17 protein-coding genes and 4 pseudogenes are annotated in these 20,471 nt (G+C 48.8%); 12 read left to right on the top strand and 9 right to left on the bottom strand.

Translation table 11 applies throughout. The features are described 5' to 3' along the window. The first annotated feature begins 35 nt into the window (after positions 1-35). A complete protein-coding gene (gene abnB, locus PGRAT_RS13490) occupies positions 36-1,457 on the top strand; it encodes an arabinan endo-1,5-alpha-L-arabinosidase AbnB (RefSeq protein ID WP_025704193.1) in 1,422 nt (473 codons plus the stop codon). A 137-nt stretch (positions 1,458-1,594) separates the two neighbouring features. Here the strand turns inward: abnB and fabF are convergent, their stop codons facing one another. Beyond that, positions 1,595-2,836 (bottom strand): beta-ketoacyl-ACP synthase II, encoded by a 1,242-nt coding sequence (gene fabF, locus PGRAT_RS13495; RefSeq protein ID WP_025704194.1) that lies wholly within the window; start codon positions 2,834-2,836, stop codon positions 1,595-1,597. A gap of 128 nt (positions 2,837-2,964) precedes the next feature. Here fabF and PGRAT_RS13500 point away from each other — a divergent pair, with 128 nt between their 5' ends. Beyond that, the gene (locus PGRAT_RS13500) at positions 2,965-3,810 is read left to right on the top strand and encodes a helix-turn-helix transcriptional regulator (protein ID WP_025704195.1); all 846 of its coding nucleotides are present in this window, start codon (positions 2,965-2,967) and stop codon (positions 3,808-3,810) included. Positions 3,811-3,929: 119 nt separating this feature from the next. Further along, positions 3,930-5,033, top strand: coding sequence for a citrate synthase/methylcitrate synthase (locus PGRAT_RS13505; RefSeq protein ID WP_025704196.1), 1,104 nt, complete (start codon positions 3,930-3,932; stop codon positions 5,031-5,033). 108 nt (positions 5,034-5,141) lie between these two features. On the opposite strand, the gene PGRAT_RS13510 is transcribed toward PGRAT_RS13505, so the two are convergent. Beyond that, a complete protein-coding gene (locus PGRAT_RS13510) occupies positions 5,142-5,429 on the bottom strand; it encodes a hypothetical protein (protein WP_025704197.1) in 288 nt (95 codons plus the stop codon). A gap of 169 nt (positions 5,430-5,598) precedes the next feature. Here PGRAT_RS13510 and PGRAT_RS13515 point away from each other — a divergent pair, with 169 nt between their 5' ends. Continuing rightward, entirely contained in the window at positions 5,599-6,375 is a 777-nt protein-coding gene (locus PGRAT_RS13515; RefSeq protein WP_025704198.1) for an exodeoxyribonuclease III, read from the top strand. Positions 6,376-6,793: 418 nt separating this feature from the next. Here the strand turns inward: PGRAT_RS13515 and PGRAT_RS13520 are convergent, their stop codons facing one another. Together PGRAT_RS13520 and PGRAT_RS13525 are read right to left on the bottom strand one after the other, a co-directional pair. After that, entirely contained in the window at positions 6,794-8,260 is a 1,467-nt protein-coding gene (locus PGRAT_RS13520; RefSeq protein ID WP_025704199.1) for a serine hydrolase domain-containing protein, read from the bottom strand. A gap of 100 nt (positions 8,261-8,360) precedes the next feature. Beyond that, entirely contained in the window at positions 8,361-9,494 is a 1,134-nt protein-coding gene (locus PGRAT_RS13525; RefSeq protein WP_025704200.1) for a VanZ family protein, read from the bottom strand. A gap of 218 nt (positions 9,495-9,712) precedes the next feature. Between PGRAT_RS13525 and PGRAT_RS13530 the strand changes: the two genes are divergently transcribed. From PGRAT_RS13530 to PGRAT_RS13550, 5 genes are all read left to right on the top strand, one after another. Continuing rightward, positions 9,713-10,060, top strand: a complete 348-nt coding sequence (locus PGRAT_RS13530; protein WP_025704201.1) for a hypothetical protein — start codon at positions 9,713-9,715, stop codon at positions 10,058-10,060. 114 nt (positions 10,061-10,174) lie between these two features. Further along, positions 10,175-10,726 (top strand): hypothetical protein, encoded by a 552-nt coding sequence (locus PGRAT_RS33215; protein WP_052415714.1) that lies wholly within the window; start codon positions 10,175-10,177, stop codon positions 10,724-10,726. 149 nt (positions 10,727-10,875) lie between these two features. Next, on the top strand, positions 10,876-11,589 hold the full coding sequence (locus PGRAT_RS13540; RefSeq protein ID WP_025703576.1) for a response regulator transcription factor: 714 nt from the start codon (positions 10,876-10,878) through the stop codon (positions 11,587-11,589). After that, on the top strand, positions 11,590-12,933 hold the full coding sequence (locus tag PGRAT_RS13545; RefSeq protein WP_025703577.1) for a sensor histidine kinase: 1,344 nt from the start codon (positions 11,590-11,592) through the stop codon (positions 12,931-12,933). It abuts the gene before it with no gap. Positions 12,934-13,070: 137 nt separating this feature from the next. Continuing rightward, positions 13,071-14,303 carry an aminopeptidase gene (locus PGRAT_RS13550; RefSeq protein ID WP_025703578.1) on the top strand — a complete coding sequence of 411 codons (1,233 nt, stop codon included), beginning with the start codon at positions 13,071-13,073 and terminating at the stop codon, positions 14,301-14,303. 194 nt (positions 14,304-14,497) lie between these two features. On the opposite strand, the gene PGRAT_RS13555 is transcribed toward PGRAT_RS13550, so the two are convergent. From PGRAT_RS13555 to PGRAT_RS13565, 3 genes and pseudogenes are all read right to left on the bottom strand, one after another. Further along, a complete protein-coding gene (locus PGRAT_RS13555) occupies positions 14,498-14,809 on the bottom strand; it encodes a tetratricopeptide repeat protein (RefSeq protein ID WP_081758576.1) in 312 nt (103 codons plus the stop codon). 106 nt (positions 14,810-14,915) lie between these two features. After that, complete coding sequence (locus PGRAT_RS13560) at positions 14,916-15,263, bottom strand: RidA family protein (RefSeq protein ID WP_025703580.1); 348 nt, start codon at positions 15,261-15,263, stop codon at positions 14,916-14,918. 194 nt (positions 15,264-15,457) lie between these two features. After that, positions 15,458-15,855: pseudogene (locus tag PGRAT_RS13565) on the bottom strand (IS5 family transposase); the annotation flags it as partial. A 351-nt stretch (positions 15,856-16,206) separates the two neighbouring features. Between PGRAT_RS13565 and PGRAT_RS34325 the strand changes: the two are divergent. The 3 genes and pseudogenes from PGRAT_RS34325 to PGRAT_RS13580 all read left to right on the top strand — a co-directional run bounded on the left by PGRAT_RS34325 (position 16,207) and on the right by PGRAT_RS13580 (position 19,348). Then, on the top strand, positions 16,207-16,488 hold the full coding sequence (locus PGRAT_RS34325; protein ID WP_272945701.1) for a helix-turn-helix transcriptional regulator: 282 nt from the start codon (positions 16,207-16,209) through the stop codon (positions 16,486-16,488). Positions 16,489-16,692: 204 nt separating this feature from the next. Next, positions 16,693-17,067, top strand: a pseudogene (locus PGRAT_RS13575) (glycoside hydrolase family 130 protein); the annotation flags it as partial. A gap of 322 nt (positions 17,068-17,389) precedes the next feature. Next, entirely contained in the window at positions 17,390-19,348 is a 1,959-nt protein-coding gene (locus PGRAT_RS13580) for a carbohydrate-binding protein (RefSeq protein ID WP_167337227.1), read from the top strand. Between the two features lie 165 nt (positions 19,349-19,513). Here PGRAT_RS13580 and PGRAT_RS34335 read toward each other — a convergent pair. Together PGRAT_RS34335 and PGRAT_RS32385 are read right to left on the bottom strand one after the other, a co-directional pair. After that, positions 19,514-19,789: pseudogene (locus PGRAT_RS34335) on the bottom strand (DUF711 family protein); the annotation flags it as partial. 30 nt (positions 19,790-19,819) lie between these two features. Then, positions 19,820-20,457: pseudogene (locus PGRAT_RS32385) on the bottom strand (IS5 family transposase). Between the last annotated feature and the right edge of the window lie 14 nt (positions 20,458-20,471).

The following is a 20,471-nucleotide window of genomic DNA, read 5'->3' on the forward strand; positions in this document are numbered from 1 at the left end:
AGCAAAATGTAAGGGTATACATAGGAGGTTGAAGGATGAAAAAGAGAACTTTTATATCATTGGTATCGTTATCCCTGATAACTGCATGCAGCGGCAAAACTCCGGAATTTAGTAATGTCTCTGTACATGATCCGTCTGTAATCAAGGTTGACGAAACGTATTATGTGTTCGGCTCCCACCTCGCTTCCGCCAAATCCAAGGATCTGATGTCCTGGACCCAGCTCTCTTCAGGTGTGGACGACGGGAATGTGCTGATCCCCAACGTAACTGAGGAATTAAGCGAAACTTTTAGCTGGGCCCAGTCTGACACGCTGTGGGCACCTGATGTCATTCAGCTCCCGGACGGTAAGTTCTATATGTATTATGACGCCTGCAGGGGAGATTCCCCGCTGTCGGCGATGGGGATTGCTGTTTCCGACAAGATTGAAGGGCCATACAAGAACAAGGGGATTATTCTCAAATCCGGCATGGCTGGCACCGGGGATGACGGAGAAATATATGATGCTACAGTGAAGCCGAATGTGGTGGACCCTGATGTGTTTTTTGACAAGAACGGCAAGCTGTGGATGGTGTACGGCTCCTATTCCGGAGGGATCTTTATACTGGAACTGGATTCCGGCACAGGTTTCCCGCTGCCGGGTCAAGGTTATGGCAAGAAGCTGCTCGGTGGCAATCATGCCCGGATTGAAGGCCCTTATATGCTGTACAGTCCTGAAACCGATTACTACTATCTGTTCCTCTCATATGGGGGGCTGGATGCGAACGGCGGATATAATATCCGTGTTGCCCGCTCCAAGAATCCCGATGGTCCGTTCGAAGACTCCGAAGGCAAAGCGATGATCGACGCCCAAGGCACCCCCGGCAAACTATTCGATGATCCGGTATACTCTCCATACGGAGTGAAGCTGATGGGCAGCTTCGAATTCGTGAATACAGGGGAAGAACCGGAGGCAAGCGGTGCAGGTTATGTCTCTCCAGGCCATAATTCGGCTTATTACGATGCCAAGAGCGGGCAATATTATCTCATCTTCCATACCCGTTTTCCTGGCAGGGGAGAGGAGCATGAGGTGCGTGTGCATCAAATGTTCATGAACAAGCAAGGCTGGCCGGTTGTCGCACCACACCGCTATAGCGGAGAGATCATCGGGAAGTACACTGCCGGGGAGATCAGCGGCGGGTATGTATTCATCAATCACGGCAAGGACATTACAGCCGACATTGCCGAATCGGAACCGATTGAGTTAACGGTGGACGGAAAGATTACAGGCGCGGTTACAGGTACCTGGAAGCTGGCCGGGGATCATACAGCTGAGCTTACTATTGACGGAACCGTGTATAACGGAGTATTCCTGCTTGAATGGAATGAAGCCGCCGGCAGTCAGGTAATGACATTTACAGCAGTTTCGGCAGAGGGTGTCTCTCTCTGGGGAAGCCATGCGGCAGTGGTCAAGAAATAAGCAGAAAGTTGGCCGGTTGCTGAAGTAAAGTAAATAAGCCTATAATCCAAAACGGGTTCGCTGTCCAGTGGAGGACGCGTACCCGTTTTGTTCAAATATAAGACTCTATATACTAGCGTAAGACCTCTTTTACAGCATTATCCTTCTGTATACTTCCGCAGCACAATAACGGCATTATGGCCGCCGAAGCCAAAGGAATTGCTGATCCCGATGTTAATGTCTGCCTGGCGGGCGGTGTTCGGCACATAATCCAGATCACAGACTTCATCCGGCACCTCCAGATTAATAGTAGGAGGGATGATACCTTCCCGGATACTCTTAACCAGGGCAATGGCTTCAAGGCCCCCTGCTCCGCCCAGGGCATGTCCGGTCATAGATTTATTGGCAGTAACGGGAATTCGGTAGGCCTGGTCTCCGAACAGCTTTTTGATTGCCATCGTCTCTGACCGGTCGCCAACAAGGGTGCTGGTGGCATGGGCGCTGATCATATCCACTTCACCCGGATTGACTCCAGACTCCTTGAACGCCAGCTTCATTGCCTGATAAGCTCCAATTCCTTCCGGATGGGTAGCCACCATGTGGTAGGCATCCGAGCTGGCACCATAGCCGATCACCTCGCCGTAAATGATGGCATTCCGCCGCAATGCATGGGATAAAGCCTCCAGGATAACAATTCCGCTGCCTTCCCCGATAACAAACCCGTCACGGTTCATGTCAAAAGGGCGGCTCGCTTTGTGCGGCTCATCATTATGGGTGGACAGGGCAGTCGCATTTCCGAAGCTGGCCAGCGAAATTTCGGTAATTGCCGCTTCAGCGCCTCCGGCAATTATTACATCGGCACCGCCGTAACGGATCAGCCGGAACGCTTCACCTATGGCCGTATTGCCAATGGAACAGGCAGTCACCGGAGAGAGTGTGGGGCCGAGCGCTCCCAGCTTGATGCTGATCATCGCTGCTGCCATATTGGAGATGAGCATCGGGATCAGTGTGGGGCTGATCCTTTCCGGCCCGCGTGAGCGCAGCACATCGCCTTGCTCCATCAAGGTCTGAATCCCGCCGACCCCGGAGCCTACATACACGCCAAACCGCTCACGGTCGATCTTGTCCAGCCGGAGCCCGGATTGGGCCCAGGCGTCTTCAGCGGCGGCCAATGCGAACTGGCTGAACCGGTCCATCCGCCGGGCATCCTTGCGGCCAAACCGGGCCTCCGGATCGAAATCCTGCACGGCTCCGGCGATTTTTGTTTTGAAATGTGTGGTATCAAAGGTGGTGATCGGAGAGATCCCCGATTCACCTGCCGCCAGCCGGTTCCAGAACTGATCAACTGTATTTCCCAGCGGCGAGGTTAAGCCCATGCCGGTAATCACTACACGTTCCATCATATAATCCCCCTTAAAAATGTGCATACGTTTATTTTTCCACTTTATTTATCCTATTACAAGTTGTCGTTTATCATAGTATAATTACTACTATTCTAAACAATGGTTCAGAAAGAGGCGTATAGAACATGTCTACCCAAACAAGGCTTCAGGCATTATCGGATTTTCTGAAGGCACGGCGGGCGGCGATATCACCGGCTTCCGCTGGACTGCCCCAAGGCACACGGAGGCGGACCCCCGGTCTGCGCAGAGAAGAGGTAGCACAGCTCGCCGGAGTGAGCAATACCTGGTATACCTGGCTGGAGCAAGGGCGGGACATAAAGGTATCGCCAAACGTACTGGATTGTATTTCCGGCGCTTTGCAGCTGACCAAAGATGAACGGAGCTATCTATTTGCCCTGGCACTGGAGAATGGGGCCGGACCTGCCGATTATCCGCAGGAGGAGGTCTCCGTGATCAGCCCTTCCCTGCAGAAGATCCTTCAGGAGCTGACTACCTGTCCGACGATTATCTCTGACCGCCGCTGCAACATTGTGGGCTGGAATGAAGCAGCGGCGCATGTTTTTCTGGATTTTGCCATGCTGCCGCAGGAGGAGCGGAATATGATCTCTCTATTGTTCGTCCGGAAGGAATTCAAGCGCCTCGCCGTGAACTGGCAGCAGTTCGTCAGAGGATTTCTATCCATATTCCGGGCATATTACGGCCAGTATGTGGAGGATCGCTGGTATGATGACTTCATTGCAGAGATGAAGGACCGGCATCCGGAGTTCCATCCGCTGTGGGAGGAAAGCCGGGTCAGCTCGGCTCCGGATGTGGTTCTTGAATTCCGTCATGCCAAAGCCGGGAAAATGCTGTTTCATTTGACCTCGCTTCAAGTTCACGGCAGTACGGATCTGCGGTGCAGCATCTATACCCCGGCGGGGGATTCCAATACCGAAGCCAAGCTCAGAATGCTGATGGAACAGCAGGTTTAAATCCAATAAAAATTATTTATGGATTCATAAAAAACTATAAATATGCAATATTGGATTTGGCGTTTATACTCCTATTATGATGTTCAATTCTTGTTGAATCGGAAAAGGAGCAAAAAATAATGGCAAAAGTGACCGGATTAGAAGGCGTAGTTGCAGGAGAAACCGACATCGGTTTGGTAGACGGGGAAAGGGGTTATCTGGTATACCGGGGGTACTGGGCCAAAGAGCTTGCAGTGACACGTTGCTATGAAGAAGTGGCCTTTTTGCTGTGGAACGGATACTTACCGTCAGCGGAAGAGCTGGAGCAGTTGAAGGAAGAGATGGCAGCCTCCCGTAAGCTGCCTGAGTATATCCGGCGGATCATTGAACTGCTGCCCGCTACCGTTCCGATGATGCTGGTGCTGCAAAGTACTGTAGCCGCCCTGGGAGAACAGGGGAATGCTGCTTGGCCGCCGGCACAAGGGGAGGCGGTAAGACTTGCAGCTATCCTGCCGACCATTATTGCATACAGATACCGTACACTGAACGGCTTAACACCCCTGGAACCGCTGCCGGAACTAGGCCATGCTGCCAATTACTTATACATGCTGACCGGAGAAAAACCAACGGAGGCCCATGTGAAGGCGCTCAGTGCTTATCAGATTTTGTGCATGGAGCACGGGATGAATGCTTCAACCTTCGCTGCTCGAGTGGTGCTGTCTACCGAATCGGATATGTATGCATCAGTCGCCGGAGCGATCGGAGCGATGAAAGGCCCTCTGCACGGCGGGGCGCCTTATGAGGTGATCTCCATGCTGGAGGCTATCGGAACCAAGGACCGGGCGGAACCGTGGCTGCGAAATGCTCTGGAGAACGGAAACAAGCTCATGGGCTTCGGCCACCGGATCTACAAGACCAAAGATCCGCGGGCAGAAGCGCTTCAGATCGCAACCCAGGAGATGATTGGTAAAGATCCTTCCTTTGATCTGGCACTGCATGTAGAGGCTGCCGCTATCCGACTTCTTGAAGAATATAAGCCTGGACGCCGGCTGTTCACCAATGTGGAATTTTATGCCGCTGCTATTCTGAAGGCACTTGAGCTTTCGCCTGATATTTTCACACCTACATTCACTGCCGGCAGAATCATCGGCTGGACCGCGCATATAATGGAGCAGGCCGCCAATAACCGGATTTTCCGTCCGCAATCCATCTACACGGGTCCTATGCCCCAGAATGAATTCTAGAAGCCTATTAATCTATTCAGAAAAACATCCCCGTCCGGCAAGCGGACGGGGATGTTTGAGCGGAGGAATGATAATGAGAGAGTATGAGGGGGATACTCTGGCGTTATCTTAGAAATCGGATGTTGCAATTTCAATAGTACCGAAAACTGCACCGGCAGCCGTGCTGAGAAGTGCGGCAACCTGCAAGGCGTTAACGGTAATGGTGAGACTGTTCAATGCAGGAATAACATAAGTGACGGTTGGCGCATTGACCCGGTAAATGACAAGATTCACAGGGAATGCCGATGCATTGTTAACAGTTACAGCCCCGTTAAGGATACCATCCAGATTCTCGTAGTAGGATTTACCTACTGAGGGTGCCAGGTTGAAGAATTGTTGCGGTAACAAGATAGCCATGGTAATGACCTCCTTTTCATTTGATAGAATATTCTATTCGGTTACTCTATGATTGCTTTGACAAATGTCACAGGAGATTAGCACAAATTAATAGTATACAGGCAGGTATCCGGAAGCTTGTAATATGTTACACTAGGAAATAATTCTGTGAATAGTAAGGAGAATCAAGATGACCAAGCTGGTGTCCTGGAATGTGAACGGCCTGAGAGCCTGCGTTAGCAAGGGGTTTATGAATTACTTCAAAGAGGCTGCGGCAGATATTTTTTGTGTGCAGGAGACTAAGCTTCAGGAGGGGCAGATTCTTCTGGATCTGGGAGAAACGTATGAACAGTACTGGAACTATGCGGTGAAAAAAGGGTATTCGGGAACGGCTGTTTTTACTAGAATTAAGCCGCTCTCTGTAAGATACGGAATGGAAACAGATTCGGAGCCTGAAGGGCGGATCATTACCCTGGAGTTTCCCAACTTCTATCTGGTCAATGTCTATACTCCGAACGCCAAACGCGATTTGACGAGACTGGATTACAGAATGGAATGGGAGGACCGCTTCCGCAGCTATCTGCTGGAACTGGACAAACGCAAGCCCGTACTGGTCTGCGGAGATTTGAATGTGGCCCATCAGGAGATTGATCTGAAGAATGCCAAGGCTAACCGTGGAAATTCAGGCTTCACGGATGAAGAGCGGGGAAAGATGACCGAGCTTTTGGCGTCAGGCTTCATTGATTCGTTCAGACACCTGCATCCCGATCAGGAAGGGGCTTATACCTGGTGGTCTTATATGCCGAAGATCAGAGAGCGGAACGTGGGCTGGCGCATTGACTACTTTCTGGCCTCATCGCGCCTTGCACCGCAGCTTGAGATAGCGGGGATGGAATGCAGTGTAATGGGCAGCGATCATTGCCCGGTGGTGTTGCAGCTTGAGGACAGACCGCAATCTTCTCTTTAAAATGGATAAACATTCAGGACCGTGCGCTCCGATATGGGTCACGGTCCTTTTTCATTGTTTAGAACGTGAATTCAGCGACTTTGCCCAGCAGGGCGGTAATCAGCCGGAATCGGTAGCCTTTTTCGACTAGAGCTGGTGAAGAAGCAAGTAAACAATCAATAGTTGGAAAAAGGGAACTTATTTCCCCTCCAAATCAACAAATGGGAGATTTAAGTGGAAAAAGGGAACTTAAATGGGTCATTTTACCCGCTCAGGAGCGAAATCAGCTGAATTAGTGATCTTTTTTCCAACTTAGGCTGTTGAGATTGGTATGATGAGGCAAATGAGTGATCTTTTTTCCACTTGGAATTGCCGCCGGATTCTTGAAGGAATGGAAAGGCCGCGTAGCTGTTTTGTTCTTTTCCGCAAATGCGTTTTTCTATACCAGGTGGCCGACGAATAGGGCTTCCTGATCCTCAGCCGACATGGACACATTGAATTGCTGTTTGACGGCAATGGAGGTGTCGTGAACTTCAACTTCAAGGGTGAGACAGAAGGGGGTTTCCACGCACAGCATTGTGATCTTAAGTTTATTCTCAGCGGTCCAGGTGAAGTAGGACATGATCAGATTCTTTTTGTGGTCCAATATTTTGGCCCAGCTTTCTGACCACTCGCCACGGCCAAGCGTGACTGTCTGCTCACCGAACTTGCCTTGTAAGGTTAATACTGCTTTTTCAGCGTCGAATGAAACCCTTAAGGTATCCAGCTTATGCGAATTATCTTCCAGCCGGTATGCTTTTCCGTTCAAAACTGCCTCAAGTGCTGAAGTCTGCTGCTTAAGCACGGGTTGTATGCTTAAATGCTCAAGGAGCAGGACAAGCTCGGCATTAGCAGCGGAATCACTCATGCCCCCCTGCGGCTTCAAACTCATGGCGGGAAGCAGAATATTCCATACCCCGTTCATAATACCCTGCATGTCACTGCTCCCGCTTGTTATGGCAACTACAGCATCCTGTTCCGGCATGACGATACAGAATTGGCCAAAAGCTCCGTCACCGCGGTATGCATTTGAGCGGCATCTCCAGAATTGGTAACCATATCCCTGGGTCCAATCGCTGCTGCTTGCACCCGGGCTGCCGTCATTATTGTCAATTTGCCTGGAGGTTGCGGCGGCGATCCATTTTCGGGGCAGCAGCTGACGGTTATTCCATACACCTTGCTGCAAATACAGCTGACCGAATGCTGCAATATCCTCGGTAGTAATACTTAATCCATAGCCGCCGATATTGATTCCCCGGGGACAGGAATCCCAGGTTGGATTACGGATGCCCAGCGGCTCAAACAAGCGGGACTCCAGATATTGGAGTAAAGTGAGACCGCTTACTTTTTGTAGAATAGCAGACAGCATATATGTGGCACCGGTGTTGTAGAGAAAATGGGTGCCGGGGATCTTCCCGACCGGAAGCTGCAGGAATGCTCTGGCCCAGTTGCCGTCCTCGCTATCCAACATATACGAAGCGGTGTCCTCGGTATGGCCGGTTCCCATCATCAGCAGGTGGCTTATATTCATCATAGCCAGATGGGGACTGATGACGGCTGGCACATCTTCGGGAAAAAAGGAAACCACCTTGTCCTCCACCGACAAAAGCCCATCTGCTACTGCCAGGCCTATAGCTGTCGAGGTAAAGCTTTTGCTGAGTGAAAATATTGAATGCGGCAGTTCCGGCCGATAAGGCGACCACCAGCCTTCCGCCACGACAGCCCCATGACGCAGCAGCATGAAGCTGTGCAGCCCCAATTGCTGTTCCTCCATGTGCCTCAGAAAAGCAGAAATTGCTGTTGACGAAATCCCTTGCGCTTCCGGCAGGCTTCTTGGCAATGGTCTGGTGATTTGCACATTTTCCATAAGCATTTCTCCCCTGATAGATAAGAATAAGAACTGAAACTACTATATTATACCAGTGTTAGACATGGAAAAGGGAGCCTTCATGAGGCTCCCTTTCAGCTTATATGGAATTATCCGCAAGGTTCTCTGCCGATGTCTGTTGTTTGTGGGGCCAGGTAATCTGGTTCTGCGTCTTGCTCCACTGTTCATACACCAGCAGCGGATTTCGTTTGAAGACACGGATGATGAGGTGAACGAGGAACATAAAGTCCAGAAGCATTACCAGGGTGTACGGTATTCCTGTCCATGGACCGGGCAGGCTGGTCAGCAGAGAAGGAGTAGTCAGAAAGACATTTGCTCCGATGAGAACCCCGTACTGAAGAACATATCTTACGGTCAGGCCCCATAAGCGGTTGCAGCCGTCCCGGCTGCTGATGCGGATGCGCACAACCCATTTGCCAAAGGTCCGCCCGCCTGTGCAGCAGGGCAGCAGAATAAAATATACAGCTGTCGTAATCCAGTAAGCCCCTTGCAGCTGCCAAGACTGGAGCGTCAGGAACGGTATCATCCAGATGGGCAGGTCCAGCATCCAGGCAATGCCTCTGCGTGTATACGTGACTCTTTTGGCCGAGTGATCCACCTTGGAGTCAAGCTGTTCGATACGCGGCAGCAGTGCGGATATCCAGAGCGCGATCCGGTAACCTAAAATTCCCCCCAGCGTGTTGGTGATCAAATCGTCAACATCGAAGATCCGGTAAGGATGATCGAAAAATCCGTAGATCCCTGTAATCTGTGTTACCTCGAAGAGCAGGGAGAGGCCAAAGGAGAGCAGGATGCACACCACCCAACGTGTCCGGAAATAATAGCCCAAGAACAAGCCGAACGGGACAGTCAGCACCACGTTGAACGCAGCCAGGAGAAAATCACGCTGACGGAAAATACTGAAATAGGAAAGGAAATTCCCCGGGTCGATATTGGAATTCCGTCTGATTTCCTGGATGAATTGCAGCGGGATATGCTGAATAATACTGCCGGTAGGCGCTGCGTTGTGCCTTGAAGCTGGCATCGGAAGCATAATTAGGTAGAAAGCGTTCAGCAAATAGAGCAGCAGCAGATACAGGACGATAGCGCGAATCTTGTTGATATAGCCATGCCGCCTGTACTGAACCACAAGGAAGGGAAGCGTGAACACCAGCGCCGCCACCGGAAAAGACATGAATGCATATGAGATTGGGAATAGATAGGATTGAAACATGGTCCACCTGCCGTGAATGAGATAATTGTTGCAAATGTTGAGCTTCGGGTGATCTTTACTTCGCGCTGCAGACCCCTTCTGGAAGTTAGACGATGCTTAAAGTTGGAATCACTGCAGAACAGCACAATTCTGATATTATAATGTTCATTGAACAGGAGTGCAACTAATGAATTGGGCCAATCCGGCATACATATGTCTGGAGAGGAGCGTGAAGCAGTATGGAGAAGAAAGTTCAGCAATATTACAAACTAAAAGCCAAGCTGAAGGAAATGGAAAAGGAGCTCAGCGAGCTTCGGCAAGACATCCTGGCCTATTGCACGGAAAAAGGGGAGGCGGACAGTGAAATTGGCGGCTACAGGGTCAAGCTGATTACGCAAAACCGCAAAGAATACGATGACGACAAGCTGTTTCAGACGTTATCCGATCCGGAGGTCTGGCGGCTGCTCTCCAAAGCTGACCCGGCCAAGATCGCCAGCCTGTCCAAGCTGAACATTATCGATGAAGGCAAAATCGCCCATACGTATGCGCTTAAGACAGTGACTCTTCTGCAGGTGGATAAGAAGTAGGAAGGATCAATGCTGGGCAGGTGTACAATCATATACTTTTTTCATATTTATCTCACAGAATATCCGTATCCAATTGTTATTCTAAAGTCACTTCAAAGGAAGAGGTGATTCAAGATGAATAACAAATGGACAAGAAAAGCAATCGCATTAGTAGCTGTGATGAGTGTGGTGGGCGGCTCTGCCAGTGCATTTGCGGCGTCGGCACCAGTCAAGACAACGATTGTATCCAAGGCGGCTGCACCTGCTGCCAAAACTCTCACATCTGCACAAGCTGCCGCACCTGCCATGAAGCATTCCGCACCTGCCGTTACCGCCAGCCACTCGGCAAAAACAACAGCTAAACCGTCCGTAAGCAAAACAACGGCAAAAGCAGCCAAGCCGGCTGTTAAGAAAACAGCGGTGAAGACAGCAGCCAAGCCGGCTGTTAAGAAAACAGCGGTGAAGACAGCAGCCAAACCGGCTGTTAAGAAAGCAGCGGTGAAGACAGCAGCCAAACCGGCTGTTAAGAAAACAGCGGTGAAGACAGCAGCCAAACCGGCTGTTAAGAAAACAGCGGTGAAGACAGCAGCCAAGCCGGCTGTTAAAAAACCAGTCGTGAAGACAACCGCCAAACCGGCCGCAAAGACAACAACCGCCGCTCCGGCTGTGAAATCCAAGAAGAAATAACTCATCGGCTTTGTGTTCTGAAACAGGCTGTTCAGCTTCAAAGTACATCTGTAACCAAGACGGGACCGCATGCGGGTTTCCCGTCTTTTGTCTATTATGTTACCCTGTATATATAATAGGTTTAGATAGAAAGGCAGAGTGACTTGGCGGTGAGCACAATAGTAGTGGTAGACGATGACCTTTTCATTTTACAGCTGCTCTCTGAATATTTGCGCAAGGAAGCCTATGAGGTGACTTCTTTTTCCAGCGGGGCTAATCTGGTGGAATATGTGCGCTCCGAAGAACCGGAATGTCTGATCCTGGATATCATGATGCCTGGTATTGACGGGCTGTCTTTGCTCACGGAATTGCGGTCGTTTACCGAGATTCCCATTATTATGATCTCTGCGCGCGGCGAAGAAAGCGACCGTATTCACGGGCTGGAGCTGGGCTGCAGCGATTTTCTGAGCAAGCCGTTCAATCCGCGGGAGCTGGTGGGGAGGGTAAAGGCGATGCTGCGCTTGTATAGATTGGGCAATGGCGCCCCAGGCGACCCCGCAGCTCCGACCAAGCCGGATAATATATGCCATGCGGGAAATCTGGAGATTGATGCCGATTATCGCCGAGCTACCGTGGATGGAACGGAAATCAGCCTGACCTCGCGCGAGTTCGAGCTGCTGCTGTTTCTGGCGTCGCATATCGAGCGGCCCTTCGGCCGGGAGCAGCTTATCCAGCATGTATGGAATTACGATTTTTTTGGAGATGTCCGTGTTGTGGATGATCTTGTCAAAAGAATCCGTAAAAAGCTTGCCGAGCACGGATCTTCACTTCTAATTAATACGGTCTGGGGTTTTGGCTATAAAGCGACCGTGAGCAAAATATAGATGCGTACCATAAGAGGCAAGATGCTGCTGTCTTTTATTCTGGCGCTTGTGGTTACGGTCGGTATCACCGTAGCTCTGTTCGTGCGCCTGATTGACGATATCCTGGTGAATCAAGTCAAAGCTCAACTGCATGGTCAGGCGGAAAAGGCGGAAAAAATATTGCAGGACAGCGACATCTCCAGGCTGAACAACACGGAATTCAAGTATGTGGTCAAGGGTATGATGCTGAATGCAGACTATCTTATTCTTGATGCAAGCAATAAAATTATCGATACAAACGACGACAAAGGGGTGGGAACCACCTTCCGTTATGCCCTCTCCGGGAGGCAGGGCATAGCGGTACTGCATGGCAAGAAAATACTTTACACTAAGGAGCGCCTGTCGGGCCGGCCTTATTCTATCTTTATCTATGCTCCGCTCTCCTCGCTCAGAGCGCTCTACGGGTCTTTGATGAGAACGACGCTGCTGGCGATCGGGTTCAGCTTCTTTATGATCCTGGCAATCGGACTGCTGACCGTGTCGCGCGTGGTCCGCCCATTGAACCGTTTGAAGGAAGCGGTGGGCCGCTATGAGCCTTACCGTTCGCAGGATGCTTTCTTTCCGGTGGGAGACACCACAGAAATCGGCGAGTTGATTACAACCTTTCAGTCCATGTCCGAACGCATTCAGCAGCATCAGCGCAATCAGGTTGAGTTTCTGCAGAATGTCTCACATGAGCTGAAGACGCCGCTGATGTCGATTCACGGTTTTGTGTACGCGATTCAAGACCAGGTCGTTCCGCAAGAGACGGGACTGGATGTTATTTTGACACAGTCTATGCGTTTGATTGACATGGTGGACAAGCTGCTGCAGCTTTCCAGGCTTGAGGCGGTCGATGAACATTGGCCCACATCGGAAATTGATCTTCACACGATGGCGGAAGAAGCGGCGTTGCTACTCATGCCGGCGGCAAATGCGCGGGGGGTCGTACTGAAGGTGGAGGGGGAGAGCCTGTTGACCGTTGCCGCCGGAGAACAGTTGTTTCAGGTTCTGGTGAATTTGCTGCAAAATGCTGTTAGGCATACTTCGAGTCAAATTCGTGTGCAAATCGAAGCCGGTTACCCCGGTGCCGACTGGGCAATTCATATTGACGATGACGGCAATGGATTAAGTGAAGCGGAGAAGGAAGCGGTATTCCAGCGGTTTTACACCGGACCCAACGGGGTTACAGGCCTCGGCCTGGCGATTTGCCGGCAGATTGCCGCGAATATGGATGCTGAACTAACCTATACAAGCTCACCGCTCGGCGGCGCCCGGTTCAGCTTCATTAAGCCTGCGGGGCGGTTATCCGGTCCGGGCGGATAAGAGAAGATACGGATTGTACTCGCAACCCCGTGTATTTTACGTTAAAATGGCAATGGATACGAATCCCTGAATGCTTCGGCAACGGGGATGTTTGCATGGGGCAGCACAGCAATCAAAGATACGGAGGAAATGAAGCGATGATGGATTTTGATAGGATGCTGGAGAAATATGCGGACCTGGTTGTGAAGGTCGGAGTGAATGTGCAGCCGGGCCAAGTGCTGATGATTCATTCGCCGCTGGAGACGGCAGAGCTTACCCGCCTGATTGTAGGCAAAGCCTATGAAGCAGGAGCCAAATATGTGCTTGTGGATTGGGATGACGAAAAAGTAACAAGAATTCGCTATGAGAAGGCAGCAGAGGACTCCTTTGGATATTATCCGCAGTGGCAGGCCGATATGCTGGAGGGCTTCGCGGAAGAGGGCGGAGCTATTTTACATATTAAGGTACCTGATCCGGAACTGTTCCGGGGCGTTGATTCCGCCAAGGTATCCACTGCAGTAAAAGCTGCAGCCGTTGCCCGCAAAAAGTACCAGAACTATACCCGCAACAACAAAATCAGCTGGTCGCTGATCAAGGCGCCGACGAAGGCATGGGCGGATAAGGTCTTTGCGGATCTTGCGGAGGAGGAGCGGGTGCCTGCGATGTGGGAAGCGATATTCCAGATGAACCGCGTGGGCAGTGGCGACCCCGTAGCCGCCTGGCGCGGACATATAGCCGACCTCAAGAAATCCCAAGACCGGATGAATGCCAAACGCTATAAAAGTCTGCATTACCGCGCTCCGGGAACGGATCTGCATGTGGAGCTTCCGGAAGGACATCTCTGGCGCGGCGGCGGCGGCGAAAATGCAAGCGGAGTGTATTTTGTAGCCAATATGCCGACCGAAGAAGTCTACACCATGCCGCACCGCAAGGGAGTTAATGGTACCGTCAGCAGTACGCTTCCGCTTAATTTGAACGGACGGCTTGTGGATGGCATTAAAATTACGTTCACGGACGGCAAAGTCACGGCTTATGATGCTGAATCCGGCCGGGAGCATTTAACTTCACTGCTGGAAACGGATGAAGGTGCTTCTTATCTGGGGGAAGTGGCGCTGGTGCCGCATGATTCTCCAATTTCACGCCTGAATAGAGTATTTTATAACACCGGAATCGACGAAAATGCTTCCTGCCACTTTGCGCTTGGCAGTGCGTATCCGGCAAATATCGAAGGCGGAACCTCACTCCGCAGCGAAGAGCTGCTGGAACGGGGAGCCAATGTAAGCCTGACGCATGTTGACTTTATGGTCGGTTCTGCTGAGCTCGATATCGACGGCGAATTAGCTGATGGCACCATCGAACCGGTCTTCCGCAAAGGGAACTGGGTGTTGTAGGGAAAATGCAATCCTGCCCTCTATGTACAATAACGAGGCTGCAAACTCACCTGAGGGTGGGCTTTGCAGCCTTTTTTTGGGGATATGCTAGAATCGCATCTAATTCAGTTCAACAAAAGTTTTATTACATCTCTGATGGTACCTGGCAAGCGGCTTGGCATTTTCAAAGGAGTTAGTATTAAAAAAATTTATGTTTATTCATTCAGCATAATCTTTAAATTTTCGATTTCTCCTACATCAAAATCAACGGTCTTGCCTTCTGTAATCTGCCAATCGCTTTCCAAGCGTGCAATTATTTCTTGGAGCTTTTCAATGGCCTTATCATATTTTCCTTGAATTACATATATATGATAAATTGCTATCAATGAATCTGTATATTTTGGATTTGGCTGTAGTTCGTAACCTTTTGCGTAATATTCTATTGCTTCGTCATATCTGCAAAGTTTTGCCATGCAGTCTCCTCTTGAGGACCATGCAAGCCATTCGTGAGGATACAGCTCAGCCATCTGCTCCTAAAGAACCAATGCCTTGGGAAGGTTACATTCTTCCTTGCATATCAGACCTCCATATAATTGATATAAATAACCTGGCTGGATTTCTTTTATTCTCTCGTTAGTTCAATCCTTTGTATGCTATTCCGTCAATCATCATAAGACAATCAGAGTCAAAAAACTCTGTCGTAGATGTCATTCTAGCAGGGAATTTATCCTTTTCAAAATACTCACAAAAAACCTGTTCCATTTCAGGTAAGTCCTTAATGTACTTTAGGTATACATTCACCTTAACAACATTATCCAGTGGTACATCAAGTTGACTAAGAGTCTCTTTTAAGTGTGAGAAAGTATTGTGAATCTGTTCTGTAAAGCTCTGTCCAAAACCCCGATGTAATCCGAGAAACACATAGTCACCAGCCGCAACAGCAGATGAATAACTAAATGGTGTTGAAATTCGATTTATCATATACATGAGCCTCCTATGTATTAAGTTCCATATTATATTTTAGAACATACGTTTTTAAATGTAAATATTTACTTTTTGTTGGCTCTCCACGCAATCCTGCCCGTTAGCTTAATCAAACACCGTCAGTCTAATACATTATTTTCTCAAACTACTACTTTATTTTCCGAGTCTAATACTTTATTTTCAGTCTAGAGAAGTTTGGTTGTCTTTCCGCCACGACTGACGCCGATGTGCTGATTCACTTCGTGTCCTGGAGCGTTTTTTTAGCACCAGCACTATGTTGATGGGCTTTGACCGATGTAGAATCAATGCTCAAGTTTTCAAAGTCAGGTTCGACCTGAAGAGTTTGGAAGATCGCGACAAGCAGTCCGGTATCTCGCCACTTGCAGAAGCGACTGTAGACCGTTTTCCATGAACCATAGCGTTCCTCCGGTAGATCGCGCCAGGCAGCACCACTTCGAGCAATCCATAGAAAAGCGTTAAACATGGTTCTTTCACTTAATTTTATCGGACGTCCTGTTTTGTAGGGTGGAAACATGCCCTTAATTTGTTCCCACTGATCATCGCTTATTTCGTACCGTCTTTGAATCATGCTTGACGCCCCATTCGTTCTCTCAAATTTTACCATGTTATTTAGTTTTCAGACACATCCTAGATATTATAAGAACCATTTTCGCTATAGCACTCGGCTTAATGACTTTCTATTACATCCTAAATCGAAACTATACATTCTTCCAATATATCATTTTAGATTACCCAAAAATGACGTCTGATGATTTAAAGCAATTCATGCAACTCCTGGTACAGTCCTTGACCTTCCCTGCAGGATATCCGGGACCTGCTGTCCGGGCTGTGCCGGGAGGCCTGTGCGCTGGTTACGGAGGCCCGTTCCCTGGAGTCCACGCGGATTATCCGCCAGGCCGCCGCTTATATCGATAGCCATCTGGATACGGGGCTGTCGCTGGAGCAGGTGGCGAAGCAGATTAACCTCAGCCAGGGGTATTTCTCCAATCTGTTCAAGAAGGTGCAGGGGATTTCGTTTCAGCAGTATGTGATGTATGAGAAGATGGAGAAGGCCAAGGCGATGCTGATCGGCGGCCGGCAGGTTCAGGAGATCGCCCAGGATCTCGGGTATGAGCACAGGCGCTATTTCAGTGAGGTGTTCAAGAAATATACCGGCATGACCCCGTCCGACTTCAAACTGCATTATCTTGGAAAAGAATAAGAATGCGCAGGGGAGGCATGTCCGCAGGGCGGAGGTGGCCTCCCTTCTCTGTATAAAGCTGCTGCAGAAATCTGCCCTTAATGTGGGCTTACCCGCCTTATCCGGATGCGCCAATCCGTCTATAATCAGGTTGTAAGCGAATACAGAAGGGATATATAAGGGGGAACTACCAATGATGAAGCGTATGCTAATAACATCTCTGAGGTTACCGATGATCTGGAACACTTCGAGGTGCTCAGCCTGTCTACACCGGACCTGCGCAATATGGTACTGTTTCCCGAGTTGATCGGCGGCAAGTATGTCCGGCTGGAGCGTCCCTTCACGGTATACAGCCGCGGCGGCCGGGACCGCTTCGATGCCTGGATCTCCGAGTCGCCGGACCTGAAGCATTGGGGCAACTCCAGCCTACTGCTCGCCGTCGAGCAGGTGCCGTTTGCCAATGACAAGATTGGCCCGGCCGCACCTCCGGTCCGGACGGATAAGGGCTGGCTGACCACCTTCCATGCGGTGGATGTGGACCCGGCCAGTGGCAAGCAAGGTTGGGAGGACACCTGGAAGAAGCGCTATACCGCCGGAATTAGCCGTCATCCTCCAGAATCATCCTCCCGGAAAAATCACATGATTGCGGAAGCCCCTGCCAATCTCATAGTCTGTCTCCGGTGCCAGCAGCGGCTGCCTGCTCATGCCGATCACCTTGCGGGGGTCCTCCAGATCCAGCAGCCGGGGCCGTATTTTAAAAGGAAACTTTGCTGATGCAGAAAAGGTTAGTATTACTCTGCCACTTCCGAAGCTGAACAGGAATATGTCGACTTTATGAAAAGAGTAATAGAGCATCACTGGTGAAATCATTATTCACTGATGACAGAGTGTTTCTAAAAAAATATGAAAGAGGTGTTTAATTATGTTGAAAAAGTTAAAATTATTAAGTGCATTATTAATTATTTGTATGGCCAGTCTATTACCTGTCGTTCCTTTGTCAGCAAACGCGGCTACAGTTGTTAGCTATCCATTACCATCGAGCTATACCACGACCAATCAATACACGGTAACAGCAGACTCTACAAATATACCGGTAATCGACACTTCGGCGGTATTTGTAAACTATAATTATTGTAATTTCTCTTTTTCAGGTACTACTACAATCACAATAACAGCAAGCGAGACAATCAATACCTATAATATTTCTCCCAAAGCTTTGGGAATCACTGCAACAAAGAGCGGAAATACACTTACATTTACACTTTCATCACCAACATATCTTATAGTTAAAATCAATAACCTGAAAGATCTGGTTATTGCGGCAGATGCTCTTGAAACCAATGTTCCGGCTTCATCCGGTACAGGTATATACAATGTTAAAACTCAATACGGTGCCGACAGTACCGGTGCCGCTATGGCTACAACTGCAATACAAAACGCCATAAATGCGGCTAACGCAGCAGGTGGCGGTATCGTATACGTTCCAGCCGGAGTTTATAAGTGCGGAAACCTTGTTTTAAAAAGCAATGTTTCGGTTTATCTGGAGGGTGGTTCTGTTATAAGGGGTTCAGGAAATCCAAGCGATTACACTACCCATTTTCATAAGAATTCTCTGGGTAAGGATGGAACATGGTTTATTTATACCGAAACAAATGCAAATAATATTAAGATATACGGCAGGGGGACTATTGACGGCAATGGCCATTATATGAGAAATACAAACAATTATTTGAACAATATACTTGTACCCTTGCAGTGCAGCAACTTCACGGTTGACGGCATAACCATAAGAGACAGCGGTGGCTGGGCTACAATAGTTACAAGATCTAATAACGTAACATTCCAGAATACAAAGCACTTCAACAACAATGAACTTGATTATGAAAATGATGCAATAGACATTCAAGAGAGCCAGAATGTACTAATAAAGCACACTGTAGCAGTATCGGAGGATGACACATACTCATTTAAGACATGGGATGTAGCAACTACGGATATAGCTGCAAACTGGCCTGGAAGTCCTGAAAACCAGTCAAATGTAGTTGTGGATGATGCTTTGGCTTGGAGCAGATGTGGAGCATTCAAGGTTGGAGATGGAGTTAAACAGCTTCAGGATGGCATAGTTGTTAAAAACTCTTATGTATACAGATGCTGGCGCGCTTTAGCGGTAGGTCATCTCTATGGGACTCCAGCAGCACAAAACATCATATTTGACAATATAGATGTTGAAGGCTTCTGGCCAAGATCCGGTGTTCACTCCAGATGGTTTGATCTTTCTGCAAAAACCGGCCCGATAAAAAATGTGGTCTATAATAATATCAATTTACGCGCTTTAGGTGAAGTTTCAGTAATGAAGGGTTGGAGTGACACATCTACTGTCTCCGGAGTGACATTAAACAATGTTCGCGTCGGTGGAGTTGCGGCAACTACATTGGCAGAATTGAAAATAACAGATACTAACAGCTATGCTGCAGATCCAAAATTCAACACATTGAAATTTGAAGCGGAAGGCTATAACCTTAGTTCAGGTGTTATTTCCTATGAGGCAAGCACTGATGGCGGGCTGGATGTGGGTGGAGGCAGTAATGGCGACTATATAGCATTTAAAAATGTAGACTTTGGTAGTACAGCTAAAACAAGTATTGATTTGAAGGTTGCATCCGCTAATTCCGGCGGAAGGATAGAATTCCACTTGGATAGCCCTACAGGCACTATGCTGGGTTATTGGACGGCAGAAAGCACAGGCGGGTGGCAGACATGGTCAGTCAAGAATATCTCGCTTAATGCCGGCACAGCTGTAGGAACCCATACTGTATATGTTACTTTTGTTAAGTCAGATTCAACCACAGTTGCAAATTTAACTTGGTTCCAGTTCAAATAGAATGGAAACTGTTTGATTTGATTGTAATAAGATGGATAAAGAGGTATATCAAATGATATACCTCTTCATTCTGCTAAAGTTTTTTCTACGACTGACCAACTAACACAAAAAAACAGCAAGTCTCCTAAGTGAAGTGAAATAGGGACTTGCTGTTTGAGGTTTCAATTAATTCTTAAAGCTATGAATTGGAGCTGGGATTCGTCCGCCACGATTAACGAAGTTCGCGCAGTGAAAGCCGTTTACTGCTATAACTGGTGCATATCCGAGCAGGCCGCCAAATTCGACCAAAGGTCATAGCTTCCAGCTTCTCTAGTGTAAGGGTTCCTCGCTGAACCGCTTGAATCATGCCGTGATCTTCATGACCGGAATAAAGGCTCTACTATTAAGCCCACCTACATAGGAGGAGGCCATTACGCCACTTTTTTTAACATTGTCATTTAGGGCGTGTCTGAAAACTATCATTGAGTCAATTTAAAAATGGAAGCTATATATAAACGCGAGGAATGACTTAGCCAACTTATCGTAACGAGTGGCCACACGGCGAAAGTGTTTGATTTTATTGAAAAAGCATTCAACCAAGTGGCGTTCTTTGTACCGATACCAATCGACCTTCCATGGATGTTGACTATTCGTTTTAGGCGGAGTGGTGTAAGTGGCCTGTTTAGTCGTAATCCAGTTCCGAATCGCTTCTGAGCCATAGGCTTTGTCGCCAAGAATGTGCCTTCCCGTAATATCCAACTCCTGAAGCAATTCGATCGCTGGAACAGAATCATAAACTTGCCACCCGTCAGTAGAAAAGCTAGAGGGTTGCCTAATCCATCGACTACGGCATGAAGTTAAGTCGTCTGGCGGCCACGAACGGAGTCTCTCCATCTGCAGAAACGACTGTAGGTCGTTTTCCATGAACCATAACGTTCTTCCGGCAAGTCTCGCCATGCCGCACCACTTCGGGCAATCCAAAGAAAGGCGTGAAACATCGTACGATTGCTTAATTTCGACGGTCTTCCTGTTTGATAGGGCAGGAACATGTCCTTTATTTGTTCCCACTGTTCATCGGTTATTTGGTACCGTCTTGGAATCATGCTTGTTTCACCATTCGTTTTTCTCATATCATACCATAGGA

It is taken from the genome of Paenibacillus graminis (genome assembly GCF_000758705.1).
Classification (GTDB): domain Bacteria; phylum Bacillota; class Bacilli; order Paenibacillales; family Paenibacillaceae; genus Paenibacillus_AQ; species Paenibacillus_AQ graminis.